General features: G+C 72.6%; 20 protein-coding genes. 10 read left to right on the forward strand and 10 right to left on the reverse strand.

The features are described from left to right. Window positions 1-68 precede the first annotated feature (68 nt). The 3 genes from AB0M30_RS14500 (at window position 69) to AB0M30_RS14510 (ending at window position 9,041) form a co-directional block, all read left to right on the forward strand. Complete coding sequence (locus tag AB0M30_RS14500) at window positions 69-6,698, forward strand: DUF885 domain-containing protein (protein WP_364584174.1); 6,630 nt, start codon at window positions 69-71, stop codon at window positions 6,696-6,698. Further along, on the forward strand, window positions 6,695-7,906 hold the full coding sequence (gene fahA, locus AB0M30_RS14505) for a fumarylacetoacetase (RefSeq protein WP_364584176.1): 1,212 nt from the start codon (window positions 6,695-6,697) through the stop codon (window positions 7,904-7,906). Before AB0M30_RS14500 ends, fahA begins: the two co-directional genes overlap by 4 nt. 94 nt (window positions 7,907-8,000) lie before the next feature. Beyond that, complete coding sequence (locus AB0M30_RS14510; RefSeq protein WP_103341893.1) at window positions 8,001-9,041, forward strand: LLM class F420-dependent oxidoreductase; 1,041 nt, start codon at window positions 8,001-8,003, stop codon at window positions 9,039-9,041. 314 nt (window positions 9,042-9,355) lie between these two features. Here the strand turns inward: AB0M30_RS14510 and AB0M30_RS14515 are convergent, their stop codons facing one another. Further along, a complete protein-coding gene (locus tag AB0M30_RS14515) occupies window positions 9,356-9,937 on the reverse strand; it encodes a class F sortase (protein ID WP_364584179.1) in 582 nt (193 codons plus the stop codon). Window positions 9,938-10,193: 256 nt separating this feature from the next. On the opposite strand from AB0M30_RS14515, the gene AB0M30_RS14520 reads away from it, so the two are divergent. Together AB0M30_RS14520 and AB0M30_RS14525 are read left to right on the forward strand one after the other, a co-directional pair. Beyond that, window positions 10,194-11,135 carry an exopolyphosphatase gene (locus AB0M30_RS14520; protein WP_364584181.1) on the forward strand — a complete coding sequence of 314 codons (942 nt, stop codon included), beginning with the start codon at window positions 10,194-10,196 and terminating at the stop codon, window positions 11,133-11,135. A 41-nt stretch (window positions 11,136-11,176) separates the two neighbouring features. Then, window positions 11,177-11,359 (forward strand): hypothetical protein, encoded by a 183-nt coding sequence (locus AB0M30_RS14525; RefSeq protein WP_014466904.1) that lies wholly within the window; start codon window positions 11,177-11,179, stop codon window positions 11,357-11,359. On the opposite strand, the gene AB0M30_RS14530 is transcribed toward AB0M30_RS14525, so the two are convergent. Genes AB0M30_RS14530 through AB0M30_RS14540 form a run of 3 tightly spaced genes read right to left on the reverse strand, consistent with a single transcriptional unit; the run spans window position 11,340 to window position 14,845 of the window. Further along, window positions 11,340-13,739: a glycosyl hydrolase family 65 protein gene (locus tag AB0M30_RS14530; protein WP_364584183.1), complete on the reverse strand. Its 2,400-nt coding sequence runs from the start codon at window positions 13,737-13,739 to the stop codon at window positions 11,340-11,342. The genes AB0M30_RS14525 and AB0M30_RS14530 overlap by 20 nt on opposite strands. Further along, on the reverse strand, window positions 13,736-14,467 hold the full coding sequence (locus AB0M30_RS14535; RefSeq protein ID WP_364584185.1) for a beta-phosphoglucomutase family hydrolase: 732 nt from the start codon (window positions 14,465-14,467) through the stop codon (window positions 13,736-13,738). The genes AB0M30_RS14530 and AB0M30_RS14535 overlap by 4 nt, the downstream gene beginning before the upstream one ends. Window positions 14,468-14,476: 9 nt before the next feature. Next, the gene (locus tag AB0M30_RS14540) at window positions 14,477-14,845 is read right to left on the reverse strand and encodes a metalloregulator ArsR/SmtB family transcription factor (protein ID WP_364584188.1); all 369 of its coding nucleotides are present in this window, start codon (window positions 14,843-14,845) and stop codon (window positions 14,477-14,479) included. 123 nt (window positions 14,846-14,968) lie between these two features. On the opposite strand from AB0M30_RS14540, the gene AB0M30_RS14545 reads away from it, so the two are divergent. Next, window positions 14,969-15,469, forward strand: a complete 501-nt coding sequence (locus AB0M30_RS14545) for a PaaI family thioesterase (protein ID WP_364584190.1) — start codon at window positions 14,969-14,971, stop codon at window positions 15,467-15,469. On the opposite strand, the gene AB0M30_RS14550 is transcribed toward AB0M30_RS14545, so the two are convergent. Together AB0M30_RS14550 and AB0M30_RS14555 are read right to left on the reverse strand one after the other, a co-directional pair. Next, on the reverse strand, window positions 15,459-15,788 hold the full coding sequence (locus AB0M30_RS14550) for an ester cyclase (RefSeq protein ID WP_364584192.1): 330 nt from the start codon (window positions 15,786-15,788) through the stop codon (window positions 15,459-15,461). The two genes, AB0M30_RS14545 and AB0M30_RS14550, sit on opposite strands and share 11 nt — an antisense overlap. A gap of 52 nt (window positions 15,789-15,840) precedes the next feature. Beyond that, window positions 15,841-16,323, reverse strand: a complete 483-nt coding sequence (locus AB0M30_RS14555; RefSeq protein WP_364584193.1) for a MarR family transcriptional regulator — start codon at window positions 16,321-16,323, stop codon at window positions 15,841-15,843. Window positions 16,324-16,583: 260 nt separating this feature from the next. Here AB0M30_RS14555 and AB0M30_RS14560 point away from each other — a divergent pair, with 260 nt between their 5' ends. Further along, window positions 16,584-16,784, forward strand: a complete 201-nt coding sequence (locus AB0M30_RS14560; RefSeq protein ID WP_364584196.1) for a hypothetical protein — start codon at window positions 16,584-16,586, stop codon at window positions 16,782-16,784. On the opposite strand, the gene AB0M30_RS14565 is transcribed toward AB0M30_RS14560, so the two are convergent. Continuing rightward, window positions 16,781-17,938: an ROK family protein gene (locus tag AB0M30_RS14565; protein WP_364584470.1), complete on the reverse strand. Its 1,158-nt coding sequence runs from the start codon at window positions 17,936-17,938 to the stop codon at window positions 16,781-16,783. The genes AB0M30_RS14560 and AB0M30_RS14565 overlap by 4 nt on opposite strands. Before the next feature lie 142 nt (window positions 17,939-18,080). Between AB0M30_RS14565 and AB0M30_RS14570 the strand changes: the two genes are divergently transcribed. After that, complete coding sequence (locus tag AB0M30_RS14570) at window positions 18,081-18,821, forward strand: DUF427 domain-containing protein (protein WP_364584198.1); 741 nt, start codon at window positions 18,081-18,083, stop codon at window positions 18,819-18,821. A gap of 4 nt (window positions 18,822-18,825) precedes the next feature. Here the strand turns inward: AB0M30_RS14570 and AB0M30_RS14575 are convergent, their stop codons facing one another. Together AB0M30_RS14575 and AB0M30_RS14580 are read right to left on the reverse strand one after the other, a co-directional pair. Next, a complete protein-coding gene (locus AB0M30_RS14575) occupies window positions 18,826-20,106 on the reverse strand; it encodes a carotenoid oxygenase family protein (RefSeq protein ID WP_364584200.1) in 1,281 nt (426 codons plus the stop codon). Then, the gene (locus AB0M30_RS14580) at window positions 20,103-20,663 is read right to left on the reverse strand and encodes a hypothetical protein (protein WP_364584203.1); all 561 of its coding nucleotides are present in this window, start codon (window positions 20,661-20,663) and stop codon (window positions 20,103-20,105) included. Before AB0M30_RS14580 ends, AB0M30_RS14575 begins: the two co-directional genes overlap by 4 nt. Window positions 20,664-20,753: 90 nt before the next feature. On the opposite strand from AB0M30_RS14580, the gene AB0M30_RS14585 reads away from it, so the two are divergent. Then, window positions 20,754-21,266 (forward strand): PadR family transcriptional regulator, encoded by a 513-nt coding sequence (locus tag AB0M30_RS14585; RefSeq protein ID WP_364584205.1) that lies wholly within the window; start codon window positions 20,754-20,756, stop codon window positions 21,264-21,266. Here the strand turns inward: AB0M30_RS14585 and AB0M30_RS14590 are convergent. Further along, complete coding sequence (locus tag AB0M30_RS14590) at window positions 21,220-22,011, reverse strand: zf-HC2 domain-containing protein (protein WP_364584208.1); 792 nt, start codon at window positions 22,009-22,011, stop codon at window positions 21,220-21,222. The two genes, AB0M30_RS14585 and AB0M30_RS14590, sit on opposite strands and share 47 nt — an antisense overlap. Window positions 22,012-22,082: 71 nt before the next feature. Here AB0M30_RS14590 and AB0M30_RS14595 point away from each other — a divergent pair, with 71 nt between their 5' ends. Next, complete coding sequence (locus tag AB0M30_RS14595; protein WP_364584209.1) at window positions 22,083-22,634, forward strand: sigma-70 family RNA polymerase sigma factor; 552 nt, start codon at window positions 22,083-22,085, stop codon at window positions 22,632-22,634. Window positions 22,635-22,735: the final 101 nt, after the last annotated feature.

Raw genomic sequence — 22,735 nt, forward strand, 5'->3', positions numbered from 1 at the left:
GCCGTTTCTGTCGGTGATCTCCGTTAGGGTCGGCCGTGAGCACATCAGCCGAAGCTGGGGGTCCTGCCATGACCGCGGTCACCGAACTCGCCGACGAGTTCGTCGAAGCGCTGTTCGCCGCCGATCCGCTGACGCCGGCGCTGCTGGGCCTGCGGCCGGCGGCGCCCGGCCTGGCGGACCTGTCCGCCGAGGCCGAGCGGGCGTTCCGGGCCCGGCTCACGGAGTTCCTCGGCCGGGCCCGCGCGCTGGAGACCGAGGGCCTGCCGGCCGAGGACCGCGTCACCCGCGAAGTCCTGATCACCACGGCCGAAAACCGCATCGCGGCGATCGACAGCCGGATGACCGAGTTCACCGTCACCGACCTCTCCGTCGGGATCGCGGCCGGCCTGCTCCTGGCGTTGCCGATGACGACGGTGACGCCGGGCGAGGCCGCGGAAGCCCAGCTCGGCCGGCTGGCCGCGATCCCCGACTACCTGCGCCAGGCCGCGCGGCGGCACGCCGACGGCATCGCCGACGGCCTGCTCCCGGTGGCCCACCTGGTCGACGCCGCGATCGCGCACCTCGACCGCTACCTCGCCGATCCCGGCGCCGACCCGCTGCGCCGCCAGTCCGCGCCGGACGAGGAGTTCGAGCGGCGGCGGGAGCAACTGCTCGCTGACGTCGTCCGCCCGGCTTTCGCCGGGTACCGCGAGTTCCTGGCCACCGAGGTGAAGCCGCACGGACGGCCCGCGGACCGGCCGGGCCTGTCGTGGCTGCCGGGCGGGGACGAGACCTACACGCGCTTGGCCCGGATGCACACGACCACCGGGCTCACCCCGGAAGAGCTGCACCGGATCGGCCTCGACACCATCGAGGCGCTCGCCGCCGAGTACCGCGAGCTGGGGCTGAAGGTGTACGGCACCGACGACCTCGCCGAGATCTTCGCGCGCCTGCGCACCGACCCGGCGCTGCGCTGGCGCGGTGCGGAGGAGCTGCTGGAGACCGCCCGCACCGCCGTCGCCCGCGCGGCCGCGGAAGCCCCGAAGTGGTTCGGCCGGATCCCGGAGCAGCAGTGCACGGTCGAAGCCGTGCCGGCGGAGGTCGCGCCCGGCGCGCCCGCGGCGTACTACCTGCGCCCGGCCGCCGACGGTTCGCGGCCGGGCATCTACTTCGCGAACACCCACGAAGCCACCGAGCGGCTCCGGCACATGGCCGAAACGACCGCGTTCCACGAAGCCGTGCCGGGCCACCACTTCCAGCTCAGCATCGCGCAGGGCCGCACCGAGCTGCCGCTGCTGCGCCGCATCGGCATGTTCAACGCCTACATCGAGGGCTGGGGCCTCTACAGCGAGCGCCTCGCCGACGAAATGGGGCTCTACTCCGACGACATCGCCCGCCTCGGCATGCTGGCGGGCGACTCGCTGCGGGCGGGCCGGCTGGTGGTCGACACCGGGCTGCACGCGCTGGGGTGGAGCCGGCAGCAGGCGATCGACTACCTGCTGGAGTACACGCCGGAGTCACGCGCCGAGGTCGAGTCCGAGGTCGACCGGTACATCGCGTGGCCGGGCCAGGCGCTCGGGTACCTGGTGGGGCGGCTGGAAATCCAGCGCGCCCGGGCCCGCGCCGGGCAGCGGCTCGGCTCGCGGTTCGACGTCCGCGCGTTCCACGACCTCGTGCTGGCCGGCGGCCCGCTGCCGCTCTCGGTGCTCGCCACCGTCGTCGACGAGTGGGTGGCCGGGCACGGCGACACCGTCGATGGCCTCGCGAGCGAGCTCGTCGAGCTGTCCTTCGAGCAGGAGCCGCTGAACCCGTCGATCCTCGGCCTGCCCGGCGACCACGACCGGCTCGCCGACCAGACGCGGGAAGCGCAGGAACGGTTCCGGGCGGCCTACACGGATCTCGCCGCCCGCGCGCGGGCGCTCCCCACCGGCGACCTGACGCCGGAAGAAGCGGTGACGCGCGAAGTCGTGATCGCCTCGGCCGAAGTCGAGGCCGACCGGCTCGGCGCGCGGACCGCCGACATCGCGGTCAGCGACGGGCTCACTTCGCCCGCGCTCGGGCTGCTGATGGCCCTGCCGTACTACAAGCTGGACGACGAGAAGAAGGCGCGCGGCTACCTGACCCGGCTCGGCGCGATCGAGCCGTTCCTCGCCGACCTGACCGAGCGGCTGCGCGAGAGCCTGGCCGAAGGGCTGGTGCCGCCGGCGTACCTGGCCCGCGTCGGCGTCGAGTACGTCGACCGCTACCTCTCGGCGCCGGACACCGACCCGCTGAAGCTGGGGACGACGGCGGCCGTCGAGGGCTTCGAGGCCGAGCGGGACAGGCTGCTCGCCGAGGTGGTCCGCCCGGCGTACGCGCGGTACCGGGACTTCCTGCGCACGGAGGTCGAGCCCGCCGGGCGCCCCGACACCGCACCCGGGATCTCCCACGTGCCGGGCGGGGCCGAGCGGTACGCCGCGCTGATCCGCGCGGAGACGACCACCGAGCGGACGGCACAGGAGCTGCACGAAACCGGGCTGGCGCTGATCGGGAAGCTCGCCGGCGAGTACCGCGAACTCGGCGCGAAGGTGTTCGGCACCACCGAGCTCGGCGAGATCTTCGAGCACCTGCGCACCGATCCGGCCCTGCGCTGGCGCGACGGGGAGGAGCTGCTGTCCGCGGCCCGGGACGCCATCGCGCGGGCCGAAGCCGTGGCGCCGCAGTGGTTTTCCCGCATCCCGGCGGAGAAGTGCGAGGTCGCGCCGGTGCCGGAAGCCGACGCGGCGAGCGGCACGATCGCGTACTACCTCCAGCCCTCGCTCGACGGATCACGGCCGGGCACGTACTACGCGAACACCCACGAGGCGGCGAAGCGCCCGCGCTTCACCAGCGAGGCGATCGCGTTCCACGAAGCCGTGCCCGGGCACCACTTCCAGCTCAGCCTGGCCCAGGAGCTGCGGGACCTGCCGCTGCTGCGGCGGATCGGCATGTTCAACGCCTACGCCGAGGGCTGGGGCCTGTACGCCGAGCGGCTGGCCGACGAGATGGGCCTGTACTCCGACGACGTCTCGCGGTTCGGCATGCTCACGCAGGACTCGATGCGGGCGGGCCGGCTGGTCGTCGACACCGGGCTGCACGCGCTGGGCTGGAGCCGGCAACAGGCGATCGACTTCCTGACCGACCACACGCCGATGGCGCCGCTGGAGATCGAAGCGGAGATCGACCGGTACATCGGCTGGCCCGCGCAGGCGCTGGGCTACATGGTGGGGCGGCTGGAGATCCAGCGGCTGCGCGCCGAGGCAGAGCAGGCGCTGGGCGAGCGCTTCGACATCCGCGGGTTCCACGAAGTCGTGCTCGGTCACGGCATGCTGCCGCTGTCCGCGCTGGCCAAGGTGGTCGAGGACTGGGTGGCCGGCCGGCTCGACACACCCGGCCGGCTGGCCGACGAGCTGGTCGCGCTGCACTTCGAACGGCAGCCGCTGTACCCGTCGGTGTTCGGCCTGCCCGGCGACCACGGCAAGCTGCCCGATCCGGGTGCCGAAGCCCAGGCGCGGCTCCGAGCCGGGTACGCGGCGATCGCCGCGCGCGCCGAAGCCCTCGACACCACCGGGTTGCCCGCCGACGAGCGCGTCACCTTGGAAGTCGTGCTCTCCCAGGCGAAAGCGGCCATCGACGAGCTGGATTCCGGCCGCGCCGACATCTCGGTCAGTGACGGGCTCGGCTCGCCCGCGCTGCAACTGCTGCTCTACCTGCCGCAGACGGTCCTGGACGACGAGCCGAAGGTCCACGGCTACCTGAGCCGGCTCGCGGGCCTGGGCGGCTACCTCGACGCGCTGATCGACCGGCAGCGCGCGGCGGTGGGCGCAGGGCTGGTGCCGCCGGGCTTCCTGGTGCGCATCGGCATCGAGTACGTCGACCGCTACCTCGGCGCGCCGGAGAGCGACCCGCTGCGGGTGACACCGCCGTATGCGCTCGAGGGCTTCGAGGCCGAGCGCGATCGCCTGCTCGCCGAGGTGGTCCGGCCCGCGTACGCGCGTTATCGCGCGTTCCTGGCCGACGAGGTCGCGCCGGTGGCCCGGCCCGAGACGTCGCCGGGCATCGGTGCCCTGCCGGGCGGGCCGGAGCGGTACGCCGCGCTGATCCGCGTCGAGACGACCACCGAGCGCACGGCCCAGGAGCTGCACGAAACCGGGCTGGCGCTGATCGAGAAACTCGCCGGCGAGTACCGCGAGCTGGGCGGGAAGCTGTTCGGCACCACCGATCTCGGGGAGATCTTCGACCGGATCCGGACCGACCCCGCGCTGCGCTGGCGGGACGGCGAAGAGCTGCTGGCCGGCGCCCGGGCCGCCATCACCCGCGCGGAAGCCGTGGCCGGGCAGTGGTTTTCGCGGGTGCCTGAGCAGCAGTGCCAGGTCGCGCCGGTCCCGGCGGCCGAGGCCACCAGCGGCACGATCGCGTACTACCTGCGGCCGTCGCTCGACGGCACGCGCCCGGGCGTCTACTACGCGAACACGCACGAAGCGGCGAAGCGGCCGCGGTTCACCAGCGAGGCGATCGCGTTCCACGAAGCCGTGCCGGGGCACCACTTCCAGCAGTGCCTCGCCCAGGGCCTCACCGGCCTGCCGCTGCTGCGCCGGATCGTGCACGTCAACGCCTACGGCGAGGGCTGGGGGCTCTACGCCGAGCGGCTGGCCGACGAGATGGGCCTGTACTCCGACGACGTGTCGCGGCTGGGCATGCTGACCCAGGACTCGATGCGGGCGGGCCGGCTGGTCGTCGACACGGGCCTGCACGCGCTCGGGTGGAGCCGGCAGCAGGCCGTCGACTACCTCGCCGAGCACACGCCGATGGCCCGGCTCGAGATCGAGGCGGAGATCGACCGGTACGCCGCCGGTCCCGGCCAGGCGCTGGGTTACATGGTGGGCCGCCTGGAGATCCAGCGGCTGCGCGCCGAGGCCGAGCAGGCGCTGGGGGAGGCGTTCGACATCCGCGAGTTCCACGACGTCGTGCTGGGCAGCGGGACCCTGCCGCTGCCGGTGCTGTCCGGCGTGGTCGCCGAGTGGGTGGCGCAGCGCCGTGACACGCCGGGCAAGCTCGCCGACGAGTGCCTGGAGCTGATGTTCGAGGCGCAGCCGCTGCTTCCGTCGGTGCACGGCTTGCCGGGGACGCACGACAAGCTCGCCGACCAGACCGCCGAAGCCGCCGCCCGGTTCCGCGCCGGGCTCAGCGGCGTCATCGCGCGTGCCGAGGCGATCGACCCGGCCGGGCTGACCTCGGCCGAACGCGTCACCCGGGACGTCGTGATCTGGCAGGCCCGCACCCAGCTCGACCTGCTCGACTCCGGCCGGGCCGACATCGCGGTGAGCGACGGGCTGGACGCACCGGCCCTCAGCCTGCTCACCGAGCTGCCGCAGACGATCCTCGACGACGACGTCAAGGTGCGCGGCTACCTGAACCGGCTCGCCGCCATCGGCACCTACCTGGACCAGGTGATCGAGCGGCAGCGGGCGGCGCTTGCCGAGGGCCTGACGCCGCCGGCGTTCCTGGCGCGCATCGGCGTCGGCTACGTCGAGCGGTACCTCGCCGCCCCGGAGAGCGACCCGCTGAAGGTGCCGGTCCGCGGCCGGGAAGCCGAGCGCGACCGGTTGCTGGCCGAAGTCGTGTGGCCGGCCTACCGGCGGTACCGGGACTTCCTGGCCGACGAGGTCGTCCCGGTGGCCCGGCCCGAGACGTCGCCGGGAATCGGCGACCTGCCGGGCGGGCCGGAGCGCTACGCGGCGCTGATCCGGGCCGAGACGACGACCGAACGCACGCCGCGGGAGCTGCACGACACCGGCCTGGCGATCATCGAACGGCTGGCGGGGGAGTACCGCGAGCTGGGCGCCGAGCTGTTCGGCACCACCGAGCTCGCGGAGATCTTCGAGCGGATCCGCACGGACCCGGCGCTGCGCTGGCGGGACGGCGACGAACTGCTGGAGTCCGCCCGCGCGACGATCAAGCGGGCGGAAGCCGCGGCGCCCCAGTGGTTCTCGCGCATACCGGAGCAGCGGTGCCAGGTCGCGCCGGTGCCCGACGCGGAGGCCGAAAGCGGCTCGATCGCCTACTACATCGAGCCGTCGCTCGACGGTTCGCGGCCGGGCACGTACTACGCCAACACGCGCGAGGCGGACCAGCGGCAGCGCACGCTGAGCGAGTCCGTCGCCTTCCACGAAGCCGTGCCGGGCCACCACTTCCAGCTGACGCTCGCCCAGCAGCTCACCGGCGTGCCGATGCTGCGCCGCATCGGCATGTTCAACGCGTACGCGGAGGGCTGGGGGCTGTACGCCGAGCGGCTCGCGGACGAGATGGGGCTGTACTCGGACAACACGGCGAGGCTCGGCCTGCTGACGCAGGATTCGATGCGCGCGGCGCGGCTGGTGGTGGACACGGGCCTGCACGCGCTGGGCTGGAGCCGGCAGCAGGCGGTCGACTACCTGGTCGAGCACACGCCGATGGCCCGGATCGAGATCGAGGCGGAGATCGACCGGTACGCGGGCCTGCCGGGCCAGGCGCTCGGCTACATGGTGGGCCGCCTGGAGATCCAGCGGCTGCGCGCCGAGGCCGAGCAGGCGCTGGGCGAGGCGTTCGACATCCGCGAGTTCCATGACACGGTGCTGGGCAGCGGAACCCTGCCGCTGCCGGTCCTGGCGGACGTGGTGGCCGAGTGGGTGGCGGCGCGGGCCGCCCGGGACGAGGAGTGACTGTGACCTGGCTCGAACTCGCCGACGACACACCGTTCGGCCTGGACAACCTGCCCTACGGCGTCTTCTCCGTCGGCGGCGCGCCCGAGCGGCGGATCGGCGTGCCGGTCGGCGATCAGGTGCTCGACCTGACCGCCGCGGCCGCCGGGACCGCCGCCGCGTTCGCCCCGCTGCTCACTTCCGGGGTGCTCAACCCGCTGCTCGCCGCCGGGGCCGCCACCTGGCGCGAAGTCCGCGAGAGCGTCACCAGGTGGCTGACCGAACGCCGCTACGCCGACCAGCTCCGGCCGCACCTCGTGCCCCTGGCCGAGGTGACCACGCACCTTGCGTTCGAGGTCGCCGACTACGTCGACTTCTACTCCAGCGAGCACCACGCCCTCAACGCCGGCAAGATCTTCCGCCCGGACGCGACCGAGCTCCCGCCCAACTGGAAGCACCTGCCGATCGGCTACCACGGCCGGGCGGGCACGGTCGTGGCGTCCGGAACGCCGGTCGTCCGGCCGCACGGGCAGCGCAAGCCCCGCAACGCCGATGCCCCGTCGTTCGGCCCGTCTCAGCGGCTGGACATCGAGGCGGAGGTCGGGTTCGTCGTCGGCACTCCGTCCACTGTGGGCACCAGGGTGTCCACAGCGGACTTCGCGGACCACGTGTTCGGCGTCTGCCTCGTCAATGACTGGTCGGCGCGCGACATCCAGGCCTGGGAGTACCAGCCGCTGGGCCCGTTCCTCGGCAAGTCGTTCGCGACGTCGGTGTCGCCGTGGATCGTCCCGCTGGCCGCGCTGGAGCACGCGCGCGTCGACGGCCCGCCGCAGGACCCGGAGCCGTTCGAATACCTCCGGACCTCCGAAAAGTGGGGGCTGGACCTGGCGCTGGAGATCCGCCTCAACGGCCACCTGGTGTCGAGCCCGCCGTTCGCGACGCAGTACTGGACGGCCCCGCAGCAGCTCGCGCACATGACGGTCAACGGCGCGAGCCTGCGCACCGGCGATCTCTTCGCCTCGGGCACGGTGACCGGCCCGGAGCCTGACCAGCGAGGCTCGTTCCTGGAGCTGTCCTGGGGCGGCCAGGAGCCGCTGGAGCTGCCCGGCGGCGTGACGCGGACGTTCCTCGAGGACGGCGACGAAGTGGTGATCGGCGCGACCGCGCCCGGCCCGAACGGCACGCGCATCGGCTTCGGCGACGTGCGGGGGACGGTGGTTCCGGGCTGAACCGAGCCAGAAGTGGCGGTGCGCACACCGGAACGGGCCGGGGAGCGCGCATAATGACGGCGACTAAGCGCTTGCTCACCACGGGAGGACGCCCATGAGGATCGGGACCGGCATCAGCTACTCCGGAGGCTTCGCCGAAAGCGTCGCCGACGTCGTCGAACTGGAGAAGGCCGGCCTCGACGTCGTCTTCGTACCGGAGGCGTACTCGTTCGACGCGGTCAGCCAGCTCGGCTACCTGGCCGCGAAGACCGAGCGCGTCCAGCTGGCGTCCGGCATCTTCCAGATCTACACCCGCACGCCGACGCTGACCGCGATGACCGCGGCCGGCCTCGACTTCGTCTCCGACGGCCGGTTCATCCTCGGGCTCGGGGCGTCCGGCCCGCAGGTCATCGAGGGGTTCCACGGCGTGAAGTACGACGCGCCGCTGGGCCGCACGCGGGAGATCGTCGAGGTCTGCCGCCAGGTGTGGCGCCGCGAGCGCGTGGTGCACGAGGGCAAGCACTACACGATTCCGCTGCCGCCCGAGCAGGGCACCGGGCTCGGCAAGCCGCTCAAGCTGATCAACCACCCGGTGCGGGAGCGGATCCCGGTGCTGCTGGCCTCGATCGGGCCGAAGAACGTCGCGCTGACGGCCGAGATCGCCGAGGGCTGGCAGCCGATCTTCTTCCACCCGGAGAGGGCCGCCGACGTCTGGGGCGCCTCCCTGGCCGAGGGCAAGGCCAAGCGCGACGCGGCACTGGGCGAGCTGGAAACGTTCGTCACGGTGGCCCTGGCCATCGGTGACGACGTGGAGCCGTTGCTCGACTACGTGCGCCCGGTCCTGGCCCTGTACATCGGCGGGATGGGTGCCCGGGGCAAGAACTTCTACAACGACCTGGCCTGCCGCTACGGCTACGAGGCGGAGGCCAAGCTGATCCAGGACCTGTACCTGGACGGCAAGAAGGAAGAAGCGGCGGCGGCGGTCCCGGCCGAGCTGCTGCGCGCGATTTCCCTGGTCGGCCCGGCGGGCTACGTGAAGGAGCGCCTGGCGGCCTTCGCCGAGGCGGGCGCGACGACGCTGGTGGTGAACCCGCTGCAGCCCGGCCGCGAGGCCCGCGTGGCGGCGGTGTCCCAGCTGCGCGAGCTGATCGACTGAGTCCGACGCGCGGCGGCCACCTTGGGGAAAGGTCCTCGAGGTGGCCTTCGCGCGTTTGAGGGGCTGGATGTCTCGCGCCGCCGCTGGGCCGGCCGAGTCGGGTGAGGTGCGCGCGCTGCGGGAAGGGCGGCGGCCGCGAGGTTGGTGGCGGGTGGTTGCGGCCCTCCAGTCGCTGGGCCGGTGGGGCGGGGCGAGGTGTGCGCTGCGGGAAGGCAGCGGCCGTGAGGTCGGGTGGGGTGCGTGCGCTGCCGGAGGCCGCAGCCGCACGGCTGCGGTGATCGCCGTGACCGCCGTTGACCCAGGGTTGCGTAGACCTAATCCAGGGTTGCGTAGACCGCGACCCGCGTGCCGCCGAGACCGGCACTGTCGTACGTTCCGTCGCTCGTGATCAGCCGCAGCTCCGGCCCCGTTCCCTCCGGTGCCACCAGCGTCGTGTCCGGCTCGGTCGCCGGGAACACCGCCGTCTTGCGGACCGTGAACCTGGACTCGCGGCCCCTCGCGTCGCGGACCGTGATCGCCGCTTTCGGCGGGAGCTTGTCCAACCGGGCGAACGCGCCGGCCGCGTAGCCGAAGCTCGCGTGGGCCGACAACACCGCCACCCCGGGTGCTCCCGGCGGCGGCCCGTCGGCGAACCAGCCCACGCCCGATGCCGTGCCCGGCTGCTCGCGGCGGCCGCCGACGTGGCCGAGGGCGACCACGTGGTCGAGCGTCAGGCCCAGGTCCGGGATCAGCACCACCGCCGGCGGGGCTCCGGCGGCCTCGGGGCGGTCCGCGGCCGGGGCGGCCGCGGGCGCCGGTGCGAGCACCGACGTCACGCCGAGGAGGACGCAGCCGAGCCCGGCCACGACCGCGAGCACGACGGCGGCCGGCCGCACGAACTGCTCGGGCCGTTGCATCTCTTTCCCCTGCTCCACGCCGGTTCCGACGTCCGATTAATCGCAGCGCCGCCGTCGGCGTTACCGAATCGTGTCCAGTTGTACAGGGGTTCACTCGATCGGGTTATCCCACTGTGACCTTCGCGTCAGGAATGCGCCCCCGGAGGGCCTCATTCGCGGAAATGCCCGGCAGCGGCACGTGAGATCCGACATGATTAGTGGTTTCGAGCCGTCGAACTGGGGATATTCACCAGGCGGAAGTGAGGTGCGCCGAGCAGTGCGTAAAAGAGCTGAGCCCGCGGTGGGCGTGCTGGACGTCGGTTCGTTCAGCGCCCGGCTCGTGGTGGTGCCGGTGGAGGGCTCACCCCGCGAACCCGTGGTCAACCACCAGACGCGGCTGCGGCTGGATCGCGAGCTCGACGTCCGCGGCCGCCTGTCCGAGCGCGGCATCGACGCCGTCACGGCCGCGGTCGCCGCGGGGATGACCACCGCCTACCGCCACGGCGTCAGCAACGTCTACCCGCTCGCGACCTCCTCGATCCGCGACGCGGCCAACGCGGCGGACGTCGTCCGGCACGTCGCCGGCGAAACCGGTGTCGAACTGCGGTTCCTCTCCGGTCGCCGCGAGGCCGAACTGACCTACCTGGCCGCCCGCCGGTGGTACGACGCCGAGCCCGGGCCGATGCTCGTGCTCGACATCGGCGGCGGGACGGTCGAACTGGCCGCCGGCTCCGGCGAGAAAGCCACCTTCGCGCGCTCGCTGCCGCTGGGGGCCCGCTCGATGACGCGGGACTGGCTGCCGTCCGAGCGAGTGTCGAACAAGCAGGTCAAGGCGCTGCGCGCGCACGCCCTCGACGTCGTGACCACCGCGCTCGGTGCCGCCGACGTCGACGATCCCCGGGTCGTCGGCTGCTCCAAGGTGCTGCAGCAGCTCGCGCGGCTGGCCGGCGCCCGCCCGGGCAAGTGCAAGGAGCTGCGGCTCGACGAGCTCCGCGCGTGGATCCCGCGGCTCGCCGCGCTGCCGCCGTCGCGGCGGGCGGAACTGCCCGGTATTTCGCGCAACCGCGCCCACCAGGCCCTGGCCGGCGCGATCGTGGCGGAAGCACTGCTGACGGTCGCCGGCGGCAAGGTGACGATCTGCCCCTGGTCGACCCGCGACGGCCTGCTGCTCACCCTGCAGGACAAGGCGCGGGCGGCGGCGGGGACGCACGCGGCCTGATCCGCTGGCCGTCACCGGGAAAACCGGGTATTCCGGAAAGCATGAGCGAGCAACAGCGCCTCCACGGCCGCGATGATGAAGACGAAGAGCTCCCGAAGCTCCCGACCCCCGGCAAGCTGACGCACGACGTGCCGACCGCGCCGGACCCGGACGTGAGCCCGGGTGGGACCGAGGACGTCCAGGCCCCACCCGGGCGCGAAGCCGCTAGCGACCTTCCTCGGTGATGGGGTTGGCCGGCTCCGCGTACTGACGCACCGCTTCCGAGTCGCGCCGCATCGGGGCGCGGCCGGGTGGCTGCTTCGGCGGCGTGCCGGCGTCGATCTTCGGGATGGCGTACCGCTGCGGCTTCGCGGTGATCGTGATGCGCTCCCCGTGGTGCACGACCTCCAGGGGCGCACCGGCGACGACGTGGTAAGTGGCCTGGTCGGGATCGATCTCGACCTGGAACCGGGTGCCGCGGAACATCAGGCGGAAGGTGATCCGCCCCAGTTGCGGGGGCAGCCGCGGCGCGAACGCGAGCGTTCCGCCGTGGTCGCGCAGGCCGCCGAACCCGGCCACGGCGCCCTGCCACGCGCCGGCCAGCGACGCCATGTGCAGGCCGTTGCGCACGTTGTTGTGCACGTCGTGCAGGTCGGTCAGGGCGGCTTCGGCGAGGTAGTCGTAGGCCAGCTCCAGATGCCCCACCTCGGCGGCCACCACCGCCTGCGTCCCGGCCGACAGCGAGGAGTCGCGCACGGTCCTCGCCTCGTAGTAGGCGAAGTCGCGCGCCTTCTCTTCCGCGCTGAACGAGTCGCCGCACAGGTGCAGCGCCAGCACCAGGTCCGCCTGCTTGACGACCTGCTTGCGGTACAGGTCGAAGTACGGGAAGTGCAGCAGCAGCGGGTACTGCGCCGCATCGGTGTGCTCGTAGTCCCACTCGTCGTGGTCGAGGAACCCCTCCGACTGCGGGTGCACGCCGAGTTCTTCGTCGTAGGGCAGGTACATCGCCGCCGCGGCCGCGCGCCACGAGTCCAGCTCGACGGTGTCGACGCCGAACCGCGCGGCCACGTCGGGGTGCCGCTCGCACGACTGCGCCGCCGCCTGCAGGTTCCGCCGCGCCATCAGGTTCGTGTAGACGTTGTTGTCCGCCACCGCCGAGTACTCGTCCGGCCCGGTGACGCCGTCGATGCGGAACGCGCCGTGCCGGTCGTGGTGGCCCAGTGACGCCCACAGCCGCGCGGTTTCCAGCAGCAGCTCGGTGCCGTAGTCGCGCTCGAACTGCTCGTCGCCGGTGGCGTTGAGGTAGCGCAGGACGGCGTCGGCGATGTCCGCGCTGACGTGGAAGGCCGCCGTGCCGGCCGGCCAGTACGCCGAGCACTCGGCGCCGTTGATCGAGCGCCAGGGGAAGGCCGCGCCGCGCAACCCCAGCTGGTGCGCGCGTTCCCGCGCTTTGTCCATTGTGGAGTGACGCCAGCGGAGGGCGTCGCGCGCCGCGTCCGGGATGGTGTAGGTGAGCACCGGCAGGACGAAGGATTCGGTGTCCCAGAAGGCGTGCCCGTCGTAGCCCGGCCCGGTCAGCCCCTTGCCGGCGATCGCGCGGCTCTCGCCGCGGGCCCCGGCCTGCAGGATGTGGAACAGGGCGAAGCGGACGGCCTGCTGCAGTTCGGGATCGCCCTCGATCTCGATGTCCGAAGTGGCCCAGTAGTCGTCCAGGAACTCGCGCTGCTCGGCGAGCAGGCCCTTCCAGCCCGTCTGGCGGGCGCCGGCCAGCGCCGCCTCGACCTGGGACCGCAGCGCGGGCACCGAGCGCTGCGCGGACCAGCCGTAGGCGAGGAACTTGGTGATCCGCAGCCGCCCGCCCTTGGGCACGTCGACGGCGACGGTGAGCCGCGCGAGGTCCTCTTCGCTGTGGATGCGGGCGCGAATCCCGTCGTCCACCTCGATCTTGTGGTCCATCGCCGCGGCCATCCGCAGCCCCGACCGGCGGGTCTGGTGCACCAGCACGGCGTTGTAGTCCGACGCGCGGTGGAACTCGCCGATCAGCGGCGATTCCAGCGCGGCGGCCACCCGCGGGTCACTCGTGTCGGATTCGATCGGCTCGTTGGCCAGCAGGTCCGACTGGACCACCAGCTGCAGGTCCTCGTCGAGCGGCTCGACCTCGTACCGGATCGCGGCGATCGCGCGCTGGGTGAACGACACGAGCCGCTCAGTGCGCACGCGGACCCGCCGCCCGGTCGGCGACGACCACTCGGTGGTCCGGCTGAGCGTCCCCGTGCGGAAGTCGAGGACCCGGTCGTGCGCGGTGGCGGCGCCGTAGCGCATGTCGAGCGGTTCGTCCTCGACGAGCAGCCGGATGATCTTGCCGTCGGTCACGTTGACGACGGTCTGGCCCTCTTCGGGGTAGCCGTAGCCGGCCTCGGCGTAGGGGAGTTCGTGCTGCTCGTAGAACCCGTTGAGGTACGTCCCGGGCAGCCCGCGCGGCTCGGCCTCCTCGAGGGTACCGCGCAGCCCGATGTGGCCGTTCGACACGGCGAACGCCGATTCCGTGCGCTGCAGGGCGTCGACGTCCATGCCGCGCCACCGCAGTTCCCATGGCGCGCACTCGTAGCCGTGCGGTTCGGTCATCGGTCCTCCAGCAGGTCGGCGAGGTCGTCGACGACGATGTCGGCCCCGTGGGCCCGCAGTTCTTCGGCTTGGTCCGCGCGGTTCACGCCCACTACGTACCCGAAGCCGCCGGCCTTGCCCGCCTGGACGCCGGACTGGGCATCCTCGAAGACGGCCGCGTGCGCGGGCTCGACGCCGAGCGCCTCGGCGCCGGCCAAGAACGAGTCCGGCGCGGGCTTGCCGCGCAGGTGCCGTTCGCGGATCACGTTGCCGTCGATGCGCGCCTCGACGTACTTGCTGAGATCGGCGCCGTCGAGCACCTTGGCGCCGTTCGCGGACGACGTCACGACGGCGATCCGCAGCCCGGCGGCCTTGGCCGCTTCGAGGTAGCGCACCGAGCCCGGGTACGGGTTGACGCCGCGCTCGTCGATGATCTTGAGGACCAGTTCGTTCTTGCGGTTGCCGATGCCGTTGACGGTGGGGGCGTCCACCGGGTCGTCCGGGGTGCCTTCGGGCAGTTCGATCCCGCGGGACCGCAGGAACTCCCGCACGCCGTCGGCGCGCGGGCGGCCGTCCACAAAGGCCGCGTAGTCGTGGTCGGTGAACTCCGCGAAGCCGGCGCCGTCGCGGGCGCGGAGAAATTCGTCGAATGTCCGCTTCCAGGCCTCGCGGTGGAGGACCGCCGTGCCGGTCAATACTCCGTCGAGGTCGAACAGGCAGGCGGTGATGGTCTCGGGCAATCCCGTCATGCCCGCACGCTACCGGTCTTCGGTCTGGTCCACCTGTTGTTGGGGATGCGGGCGTACGTGGTGGATCAGTTCGTGCACGGTCGCGTCGGCGAGCCGGTACCGGACGACCCGGCCGACGCGCTGCGGTGTGACCAGGCCGTGGGCCCGCAGCAGCCGCAGGGCCTGCGACACCGCGGTGTCGGTCATGCCGGTGGCCGCGGCGAGGTCGGTGACGCTGATCTCGCGGGCGTAGTGGATGGAGACCAGCAGGGCGAGCCGGGACGGGTCGGCGACCACGGAGAAGCGCCGGGCCCATTCGTCGATGACGGCGCGGTCGCCGAGCCCGTCGACCGCCGCCGCGACGCGTTCCGGGTCGATCAGCTTGCGGTCGGTGCTCACCCCCGGATGATTCCACCCGTCGCGCGGGCGGACCACGGGTGGTCTGGGTCACGCCGCGCTTGACGCCGCCCGCCCCGGGGGCAACGCTGGCGTTAAGACAGTTGTCATAGTCGAGGAGCCGGGATGACCGACGTCGAAGCGCAGGTCCGTTCGAAGACCATCACGTGGCAGGACCCGCTGGAGACGGCTCGGCTCGGCGCCACCATGTCCGGGTTCGACTACCTGACCGCCGTCGCCGAGGGGCGCGTCCCCGGCCCGCCGATCGCCGCGCACTTCGGGCTGCGCTGGGAGCACATCGGCCACGGCGAGGTCGTCGCGGTCGCCGAGCCGGACGAGTCGCTGTACAACCCGATCGGCATGGTCCACGGCGGCGTGGCGGCGACGATGCTGGATTCGGTGGTCGGGTGCGCGGTCCACACGACCCTGCCGGCCGGCGTCGGGTACGCCTCGGTGGAGCTGAAGGTGAGCTACCTGCGCGCGATCCACGCGGGCCGCGGCGAGATCCGGGCGACGGGCCGCGTGGTGAAGGAGGGGTCGCGGATCGCCTTCGCGGAAGGGGAGATCCGCGACGCCGGGGGCAAGCTGCTGGCCACGGCGTCGGGGACCTGCGCCATCACGCGCTGAGGGGTTGCTTGACGTCCCAGTGCTCGACGAGGAGACCGCGCTCGACGCGCAGGACGTCGACGATGGCCGTGCCTGCCACGTGCAGGTGCACCATGACGAGGTCGTTCTCCGCGACGACGTGCTCGATCTGCGCGGTCGCGCCGGCCAGTGGCGAGTTCTTCACGGCGTCGGCGAACGCGTCGCGGCCGGAGGGCAGACCCGGGCTGTGGGTGACGAAATCGGGGTGCAGCGCGGCTTTCGCCGCGTCGAAGTCCTTGTGCACGAACAGGTTTTCCAGGCAGTCGACGACGATCCGGCGGTTCTCGGCGGTTTCGCTCATGCCGCCGATCGTCGGCCTTCCGGGCGAGGGTGTCGATTACGCCGGAGGTAATTCAGCGTGGCGGCCGGACGCGGCGGGCGCGGATCGCGTCACCGCCACCGAAGCGGCCGATGACCGCCGCCAGCAGTGCACGCGCGTCGTCGACGCGTTCGGTGCCGTGCTCCGCGATCAGTTCCTCCTGGAGTTCCCGCCGCAGCACCCGCGTCGCTTCGACGGCGGCCAGCGCGTGCTCCGTCAGGTGCAGCAGCTTCGTGCGCGCGTCGGCCGGGCCGGGCTCGCGGCGGACCAGCCCCCGGCGTTCGAGGTCGGCGACCGCTTTCGACGCCGCCTGCTGGGTCACGCCCATCCGCTCGGCCAGCGCGGTGATGGACAGCGGCGCGGCCAGGACGTGCTGGATCACGACGCCGTCGTTGAAGCGGAGTTCGCCGAAGCCCTGCCCGGCGAGCCGCCGCTGGACCTCGTCGGTCATCGCCCAGCCCGCGAAGAGCGCGGTCAGTGACAAGTCGAGGGTGTCGGCGCTAGGATGCACAACCATGGTTGTGGAATCTAGCAGAGTTCCGGCCGAGCTGGCGGAAGCGTTCATGCGCGTGGCGCACCGGATCGTCTGGTGCACGTTGGTGACGGTCGACCGGCGGGGGAGACCGCGATCCCGGGTCGTCCACCCGATCTGGGAGCGCACCCCGGACGGCCTGACGGGGCGGCTGTTCACCCGGCCGACGCCGTTGAAGCTGGCCCACCTGGCGGCGTCGCCGTACGTGTCGTGTTCTTACTGGGATTCCGCGGCACGAGGTGGCGGTGGCGGAGTGCCACGCGGAGTTCGCGGACGACGAAGAGACGCGCAAAGATCTGTGGGACCTGTTCGCGTCGACGCCCGAACCGCTGGGCTTCGACCCGAAGATCCTCGGCGGCGAAGACCACCGCGACCCGAAGATCACGGTGCTGCGCTTGACACCCTGGCGGCTATCGACGGGCGGCGAAGCCTGGCGGGCGGCTTAGGCGGCACCCACCCGGCGGTCGAACACCAGCCCCTCGGCCGCCCGCAGGCCCACGCTGATCGCGCCGGTCAGCACCGCGTCCTCGCCCAGCTCGCCCTGGACCACCTTCGGCACCAGCGGCGTGAACGCGCGCAGGGCGCGGTCGATCGGCTCCAGCAGCAGGTCCGCCGCCGTGCCCATGCCGCCGCCCAGGACGATCAGCTCCGGGTCGATCACCGCCGCCACCGAGGCCACCGTGTACGCCAGGCGGTCGGCTTCCGCCGCCAGTGCCTGCCGGGCCAGCTCGTCGCCTTCGCGGGCCAGGCGGAACACCTCACGGGCCGATTTCGCCGTGCCCAGCCCGAGTTCGCGGGCGCCCTGGACGACCGACTGGGCCGCCGTCGCCTCTTCGAGGTGCCCGCGCGCGGGCGGGGTGCCGGGCTCGTCGGCCGCGCGTGTGCGGCCGTACGGGAGGTAGCCGATCTCGCCCGCCGCGCCGGTCGCGCCGCGGAACACCCGGCCGTCGACCATCAGGCCCATGCCGACGCCGGTGCCGATCGTGATGCAGCCGAACACCGACGCCCCGCGCGCGGCGCCGCTCTCCCACTCGCCGACGGCGGTGAGGTTCGCGTCGTTCTCCACCATCAGGTCCGGGCCCAGCGCCGCTTCGAGGTCGTCGATCAGCCCCGCGCGGCCCCAGCCCGGCAGGTTCGGCGCGTGCCGGAAACACCGCTTCTCCGGATCGGCGACGCCGGGGGAGCCGACCACGCGGACAACGATGTCGCCCGCCGCGAGGCCGGCCTCCGCGACCGCCGCGGCCGCGATCTTCCCGACCGCCGTCACCAGCGCCGCGCCGGACCGTGCCGTGTTCCGCTCGTCGCGGCGTGCCACGAGCGTCTGGCCGAGGTCCGACACCGCCACCCGCAGGTGCTCGCGGCCGATGTCGACCCCCAGCACGTACCCCGCGGTCGGGTCGGCTTCGTACAGCACGGCCGAGCGCCCGGTGCCGGTGGACGTCTGCCCGGTCGGCCGGGCCAGCCCGGCCGCCTCCAGCGCCAGCAGCGCCTGGCTCACCGTCGGCTTCGACAGCCCGGTGTCCTTCGCCACCTGCGGCCGGGTCGCCGGCCCGCCGCGGCGCAGCAGGTCCAGCACCGCCCGCTGGTTGATCTTGCGCATCCCGGCGGGGGTACCGACCGTGGGGATTGCTACGCCGGTCACCCGTGCCCGCCTCCTGTCGTCCTCGTGCTGCCTGCCACGCTAGCCGTCCAGCCCCGGAGCCCGCCGGAATACCCGTCGTTCGCGGCCCGTTGACCGGTGCATGAGCACTCCGGGACGCGGCCGGGTCCGCGTGGCACAAGGCGCGAAGCGGGTACGGGTGTTCCTCGGCGGGCAGGTCGTCGCGGACACGGTGCACCCCCTCCTGGTGTGGGAAGTTCCGTACTACCCCACGTACTACATCCCGCGCGCGGACGTCGTGAGCGGCGTTCTCACCCCCTCCGGCCGGACGGCGCACTCGCCGAGCCGCGGAGAAGCTGTTCTGTCGACGATAAAGGGTGCCGGAGCCGAGGCGGTGGACGGCGCGCTGGAGTACCCGGATTCCCCGATCGAAGAGCTCCGCGGCCACGTCCGCTTCGAGTTCGGCGCGTTCGACTGGTTCGAAGAGGACGAACAGATCTTCACGCACCCGCGCGACCCCGGCGTCCGCGTCGACGTCCTGCCGAGCTCGCGGCACGTCCGGATCGAGGTCGACGGCGAAACCGTCGCCGACACCGTGCGGCCGCACCTGCTGTTCGAGACCGGCCTGCCGACCCGCTACTACCTGCCCCGCGTGGACGTCCGGATGGACCTCCTGGAGAAGGTCGACGTCGTGACGCACTGCCCGTACAAGGGCGCTGCCGAGCACTTCGACGTCGCCGGGCACGAGGACCTGGCCTGGAGCTACCCGACGCCGCTGCCCGAGAGCACCCGCGTCGCCGGGCTGGTCGCGTTCCTCGACGAGAAGGTGGACGTCTACGTCGACGACGTCCGGCAGGAGCGCCCGAAGACCAAGTTCGCCTGAGCGCTCACGCGTCCGGCAGCCAGTTCCCGTGGAAGCCCGCGGGCACCCGCCGCGGGAGGTGGACGGTCGCCACGGGCGCCGCGGCGAGGTTCCCGGCGTCGAGCACGACGAGGTCGCTGCGATCCTCCGCCGCGTCGTGGACGTAGGTGAGCAGCCAGCCTTCGCCCCGCTCGGCGGGGACGAACACCGCCTCGCCGGGGGTGCGCCCGGGCGCGAAGACGTGCTCGGTGGCCGTGTCCGTGTGCAGGTCGTGGCGGCGCAGGACGTCGTGGCCGGTGACGTGCCCGAAGCGCGCGTCGGACCCGGTGAGCCGGTCGTCGATGCGGGGGAACTCGCCCGGCCGGTCGTCGAGCCGGTCCTCGGTCACCGTGCCGGCCGCGAGGTCGATCGTCCAGCGCCACAGCGACGCCGGCGGGTCTTCGTGGCCGGCCCACCACTGGTGGTCGTAGCGCATCACGTGCACGACGATCCGGCCGTCGGGCGTATCGAACGCGTTGAGCGTGTGGAAGACGTAGCAGGGTTCGATCTCCACCCAGCGGACGCCGGCTTCGGGCCGGTCGCGGCGCAGCACGCCGAGCCGGGCGCCGTAGCCGGGGTCCCAGCGGTACGGCATGCCCTGGCCGACCGAAGCCCGGTCGAACACCACCGGCAGGTCGTAGAACACGACGTGCGCCCCGGTGAGCGCGAAGTCGTGCATCATCGTCAGCCCGGGCACGTCGATCGGCTGTTTGACGACGAGCTTCCCGGCCGCGTCGGCGCGGTAGTAGCCCACGTGCGGTGCGGTGATGCTGCCGTAGCCGAAGAAGTGCAGCTCCCCGGTCACCGGGCAGATCTTCGGGTGCGCGGTCATCGCGTCGGCCAGTTCGCCGCCGAAGTCGTACACGCCTGCGGTTTCGAGGTCCGTCGTGATCTCGTACGGCAGCGACGACTCGACGAGCGCGAGCGTGCGGCCGGCGTGGTTCACGACGTGCGTGTTCGCCACGCTGCTGCGCAGGTTCCGCGTGCCGTCTTCGTTGTACAGCTTGAGATCCGGGTCCGCGAAGCTCTCGGTGCGCACCCAGCGGTTGCGGTACCAGGCGGCGCGCCCGTGCTCGAGGCGGACGCCGTGGACCATGCCGTCGCCGGTGAACCAGTGCTTGCTGTCCCCGCGCGGGTTCGGGCCGTTGCGCAGGTACCAGCCGGTCAGCTCGGGCGGCAGGGCGCCGGTCACCGGGAGGTCGAACGCGGTCAGCTCGTCGTGGACGGGCGCGTAGGCGCCGGTGAGGTGGAAGGCGGAGGTGGTCATGCGGCTTCCCGGGCGCGGGCGCGCACGATGCGCGGGTAGCGGATGGTGAAGGCGACCGGGACGGCGAAGCAGAGGACCTTGAGCGCGATCAGCGCGAAGGTGGCGTGCGGCGCGAAGTTCAGCAGGACGATGCCCGCGATGCCGCCGACGGTGAAGCTCGCCGCCCACACCGCCGTGATGATCACGTTGACCCGCTTGAAGATCGGGTTGTCCCAGAGCGCCTCCGGGGTCGACGTGCGGGCGATGCCGAGGGTGAAGGGCTTCCCGATGGCGAGCGAGCCCCAGGCGGTGAGCGCCAGCCACGCATCGGTGAGCGCGCCGGTGTAGGTCTTCAGCGGGGACGCGGGGAAGCTGAACGCGACGGCGGTGAGCAGGGCGAAGAAGGCGAGCCCGCTCCATTCGATGATCAGCGTGTCGGCCTTGCGGCCGTCTCGGCGGGCGAGCAGGAGCAGCGCGGCGGAGATCACCAGGCCGGTCAGGGCCGACCAGCGCCAGTCGAACTGGGTCGCGACCACGGCGAACGCGATCCACGGCAGCAGGCTCTTCAGGTAGTTCACGGTGGGTTCCCCCTGACGTTCCAACTTTGACAGGTCGAAGTTAGAACGTGTCGGTTGGACATGTCAATAGTGGAATGTCATGATGGCGGTATGAGCCTTCGACACGCGGTGCTGGGGATGCTGGCCGACGAGCCCGGAAGCGGCTACGACCTGCTGAAACGGTTCGAGCGGGCGATGGCCAACGTCTGGCCGGCGACGCAGAGCCAGCTCTACGGGGAGCTCGGCAAGCTGGAGGCCGCGGGCATGATCCACGTCGTCGCCGAGGGGCCGCGCGGGCGCAAGGAGTACGAGATCACCGAAGCCGGGCTCGGGGAATTGCGGCACTGGCTGATCGAGTCCGAGCCCACCGGGCCGCCCCGCAGTGCCGCCCTGCTGCGGGTGTACTTCCTCGGTTCGGTCGCCTCGGAGCAGGCGCGCGGCTACCTGGCGGGGATGGGGGAGTCGGGGCGGGAGCGCGAGCGCTGGCTCGAGGAGCTGGAAACCACGATCGACTGGGGCGAGGACAACCAGTCGCGGTACGGCCGGCTCGTCCTGGAGTGGGGCAAGCGCTTCTCGGTCATGCAGCGCGAGTGGGCGGAGTGGGCGGTGAAGCAGGTCGAGTGACCCGCTGAGTGCTCAGGCCGTGGGCCTGCCTCCGGAAGGGGCGGGGGCGCGGCCGTCCCGCCGCCGGAGCGTCCACAGTGGACTCGGGCGTCGCGGTGCCGTCGCCGGCCGTGGCCGCCGGGAACGGGGTGCCCCGTCGCCGGTCGGCCCGGTGCACCGCGTAGAGCAACGCCAGGCCGAGCACCACGAGCACGTGCGTCGCCACGCGCGACACCGCGACCTGACCGGTGGCCAGGTCGCCCGCCGACAGCCCCAGCAGCACTCCGACGAACCCCGTCAGCAGGGGCAGCTGGCCGCCCGCCGTCTTCGGGCGCAGGGCCGCGGTCAGCAGCCCGATGCCCACCGCCAGGTTCCACGCGCCGCTCTCGTGGCCGAGGTGGACGAGGGGGACGCCGTCGTGCGCGTGGGCCGTCCCGAGCAGCTGCGCGAACGCCAGCCCGAGCTGGGCGATCGCCACCACGGCCAGCGCGATCCGCCACCCCCAGCCCTCGCCGGAAGGAGCCGGCGTGCGCTCGAGGATCGCCGCGGTCAGGTCCGGCACCGGCGGGGCCGGGCGCAGCAGCATCGCGCGCCGCAGCCGGTCCGCGCCGGCGAACCACTCCCGGCACGCGGCGCAGGACGCGAGGTGCTCGTCGGGCGAGACCGGCTCCGCCTCGCCGTCCAACCGCGCCGACAGGGCTTCTCGGCATTCCTCGCACCTCATGGCCGAGTAGTCGGACGGCGGATCCGCGAAGTTCCCCGTCACCGCTAACTCCGCCTTCCTCCCCGCCACCACCCTCAACGGAGGCGCTTCGCGCCGCTGTATGTTTCCGGATCATGACCCACCGTGAGGACGACGACCGCGTCACGGCTCTCGCCCTGGCCGCCGGCCGCGGCGATCGGCGCGCTCTCGAGGAATGGGTCCGCGCCACCCAAGCCGACGTCTGGCGCTTCCTCGCCCACCTCGCCGACGCCGCCGCGGCCGACGACCTGACGCAGGAGACCTACCTTCGCGCTTTCGGCAGCCTTCGCCGCTTCGCGGGCCGCTCGTCTTCGCGGACCTGGCTGCTGTCGATCGCCCGCCGCGTCGTCGTCGACCAGATCCGGGCCGCCGGCGCGCGGCCCAAGATCACCGGCACCGACTGGGCAGCCGCCGCCGAGCGCACCCCGGATCCCGCGGCCGGCTTCGAGGAGCTCGTCGCACTGCGGCTGCTGCTCGACGGCCTGGAACCGGACCGGCGCGAGGTGCTCGTCCTGACCCAGGTGCTCGGGCTGTCCTACGCCGAAGCGGCCGACGTCTGCGGCTGCCCGGTCGGCACCGTCCGCTCCCGCGTCGCCCGCGCCCGCGAGGACCTGATCCGGGCCCGGCGCGCCCGCGGGGCCGGCTGAACCAGCCCGCTGGGCCGTCCGGCGCTGTGGCGGCGCACACATTCGGGCGCCCGGACTGTCATCTCGTCACAGAGATGGCCGAACTCGACTACTCCGCGTTG

The sequence above is a fragment of the Amycolatopsis sp. NPDC051716 genome (assembly GCF_040681595.1).
In the GTDB taxonomy this organism is placed as follows: Bacteria; Actinomycetota; Actinomycetes; order Mycobacteriales; family Pseudonocardiaceae; genus Amycolatopsis.

What these genes read in the sequence shown, in the direction of transcription:
- AB0M30_RS14510 (WP_103341893.1), top strand. Translation starts at nt 8,001, where the DNA reads ATGAGGATCGGGACCGGCATCAGCTACTCCGGAGGCTTCGCCGAAAGC.
- AB0M30_RS14530 (WP_364584183.1), bottom strand. Translation starts at nt 13,739, where the DNA reads ATGACCGAACCGCACGGCTACGAGTGCGCGCCATGGGAACTGCGGTGG.
- AB0M30_RS14565 (WP_364584470.1), bottom strand. Translation starts at nt 17,938, where the DNA reads ATGCGCAAGATCAACCAGCGGGCGGTGCTGGACCTGCTGCGCCGCGGC.
- AB0M30_RS14595 (WP_364584209.1), top strand. Translation starts at nt 22,083, where the DNA reads ATGACCCACCGTGAGGACGACGACCGCGTCACGGCTCTCGCCCTGGCC.
- AB0M30_RS14585 (WP_364584205.1), top strand. Translation starts at nt 20,754, where the DNA reads ATGAGCCTTCGACACGCGGTGCTGGGGATGCTGGCCGACGAGCCCGGA.
- AB0M30_RS14515 (WP_364584179.1), bottom strand. Translation starts at nt 9,937, where the DNA reads ATGCAACGGCCCGAGCAGTTCGTGCGGCCGGCCGCCGTCGTGCTCGCG.
- AB0M30_RS14525 (WP_014466904.1), top strand. Translation starts at nt 11,177, where the DNA reads ATGAGCGAGCAACAGCGCCTCCACGGCCGCGATGATGAAGACGAAGAG.
- AB0M30_RS14535 (WP_364584185.1), bottom strand. Translation starts at nt 14,467, where the DNA reads ATGACGGGATTGCCCGAGACCATCACCGCCTGCCTGTTCGACCTCGAC.
- AB0M30_RS14570 (WP_364584198.1), top strand. Translation starts at nt 18,081, where the DNA reads ATGAGCACTCCGGGACGCGGCCGGGTCCGCGTGGCACAAGGCGCGAAG.
- AB0M30_RS14500 (WP_364584174.1), top strand. Translation starts at nt 69, where the DNA reads ATGACCGCGGTCACCGAACTCGCCGACGAGTTCGTCGAAGCGCTGTTC.
- AB0M30_RS14575 (WP_364584200.1), bottom strand. Translation starts at nt 20,106, where the DNA reads ATGACCACCTCCGCCTTCCACCTCACCGGCGCCTACGCGCCCGTCCAC.
- AB0M30_RS14550 (WP_364584192.1), bottom strand. Translation starts at nt 15,788, where the DNA reads ATGAGCGAAACCGCCGAGAACCGCCGGATCGTCGTCGACTGCCTGGAA.
- AB0M30_RS14545 (WP_364584190.1), top strand. Translation starts at nt 14,969, where the DNA reads ATGACCGACGTCGAAGCGCAGGTCCGTTCGAAGACCATCACGTGGCAG.
- AB0M30_RS14555 (WP_364584193.1), bottom strand. Translation starts at nt 16,323, where the DNA reads ATGGTTGTGCATCCTAGCGCCGACACCCTCGACTTGTCACTGACCGCG.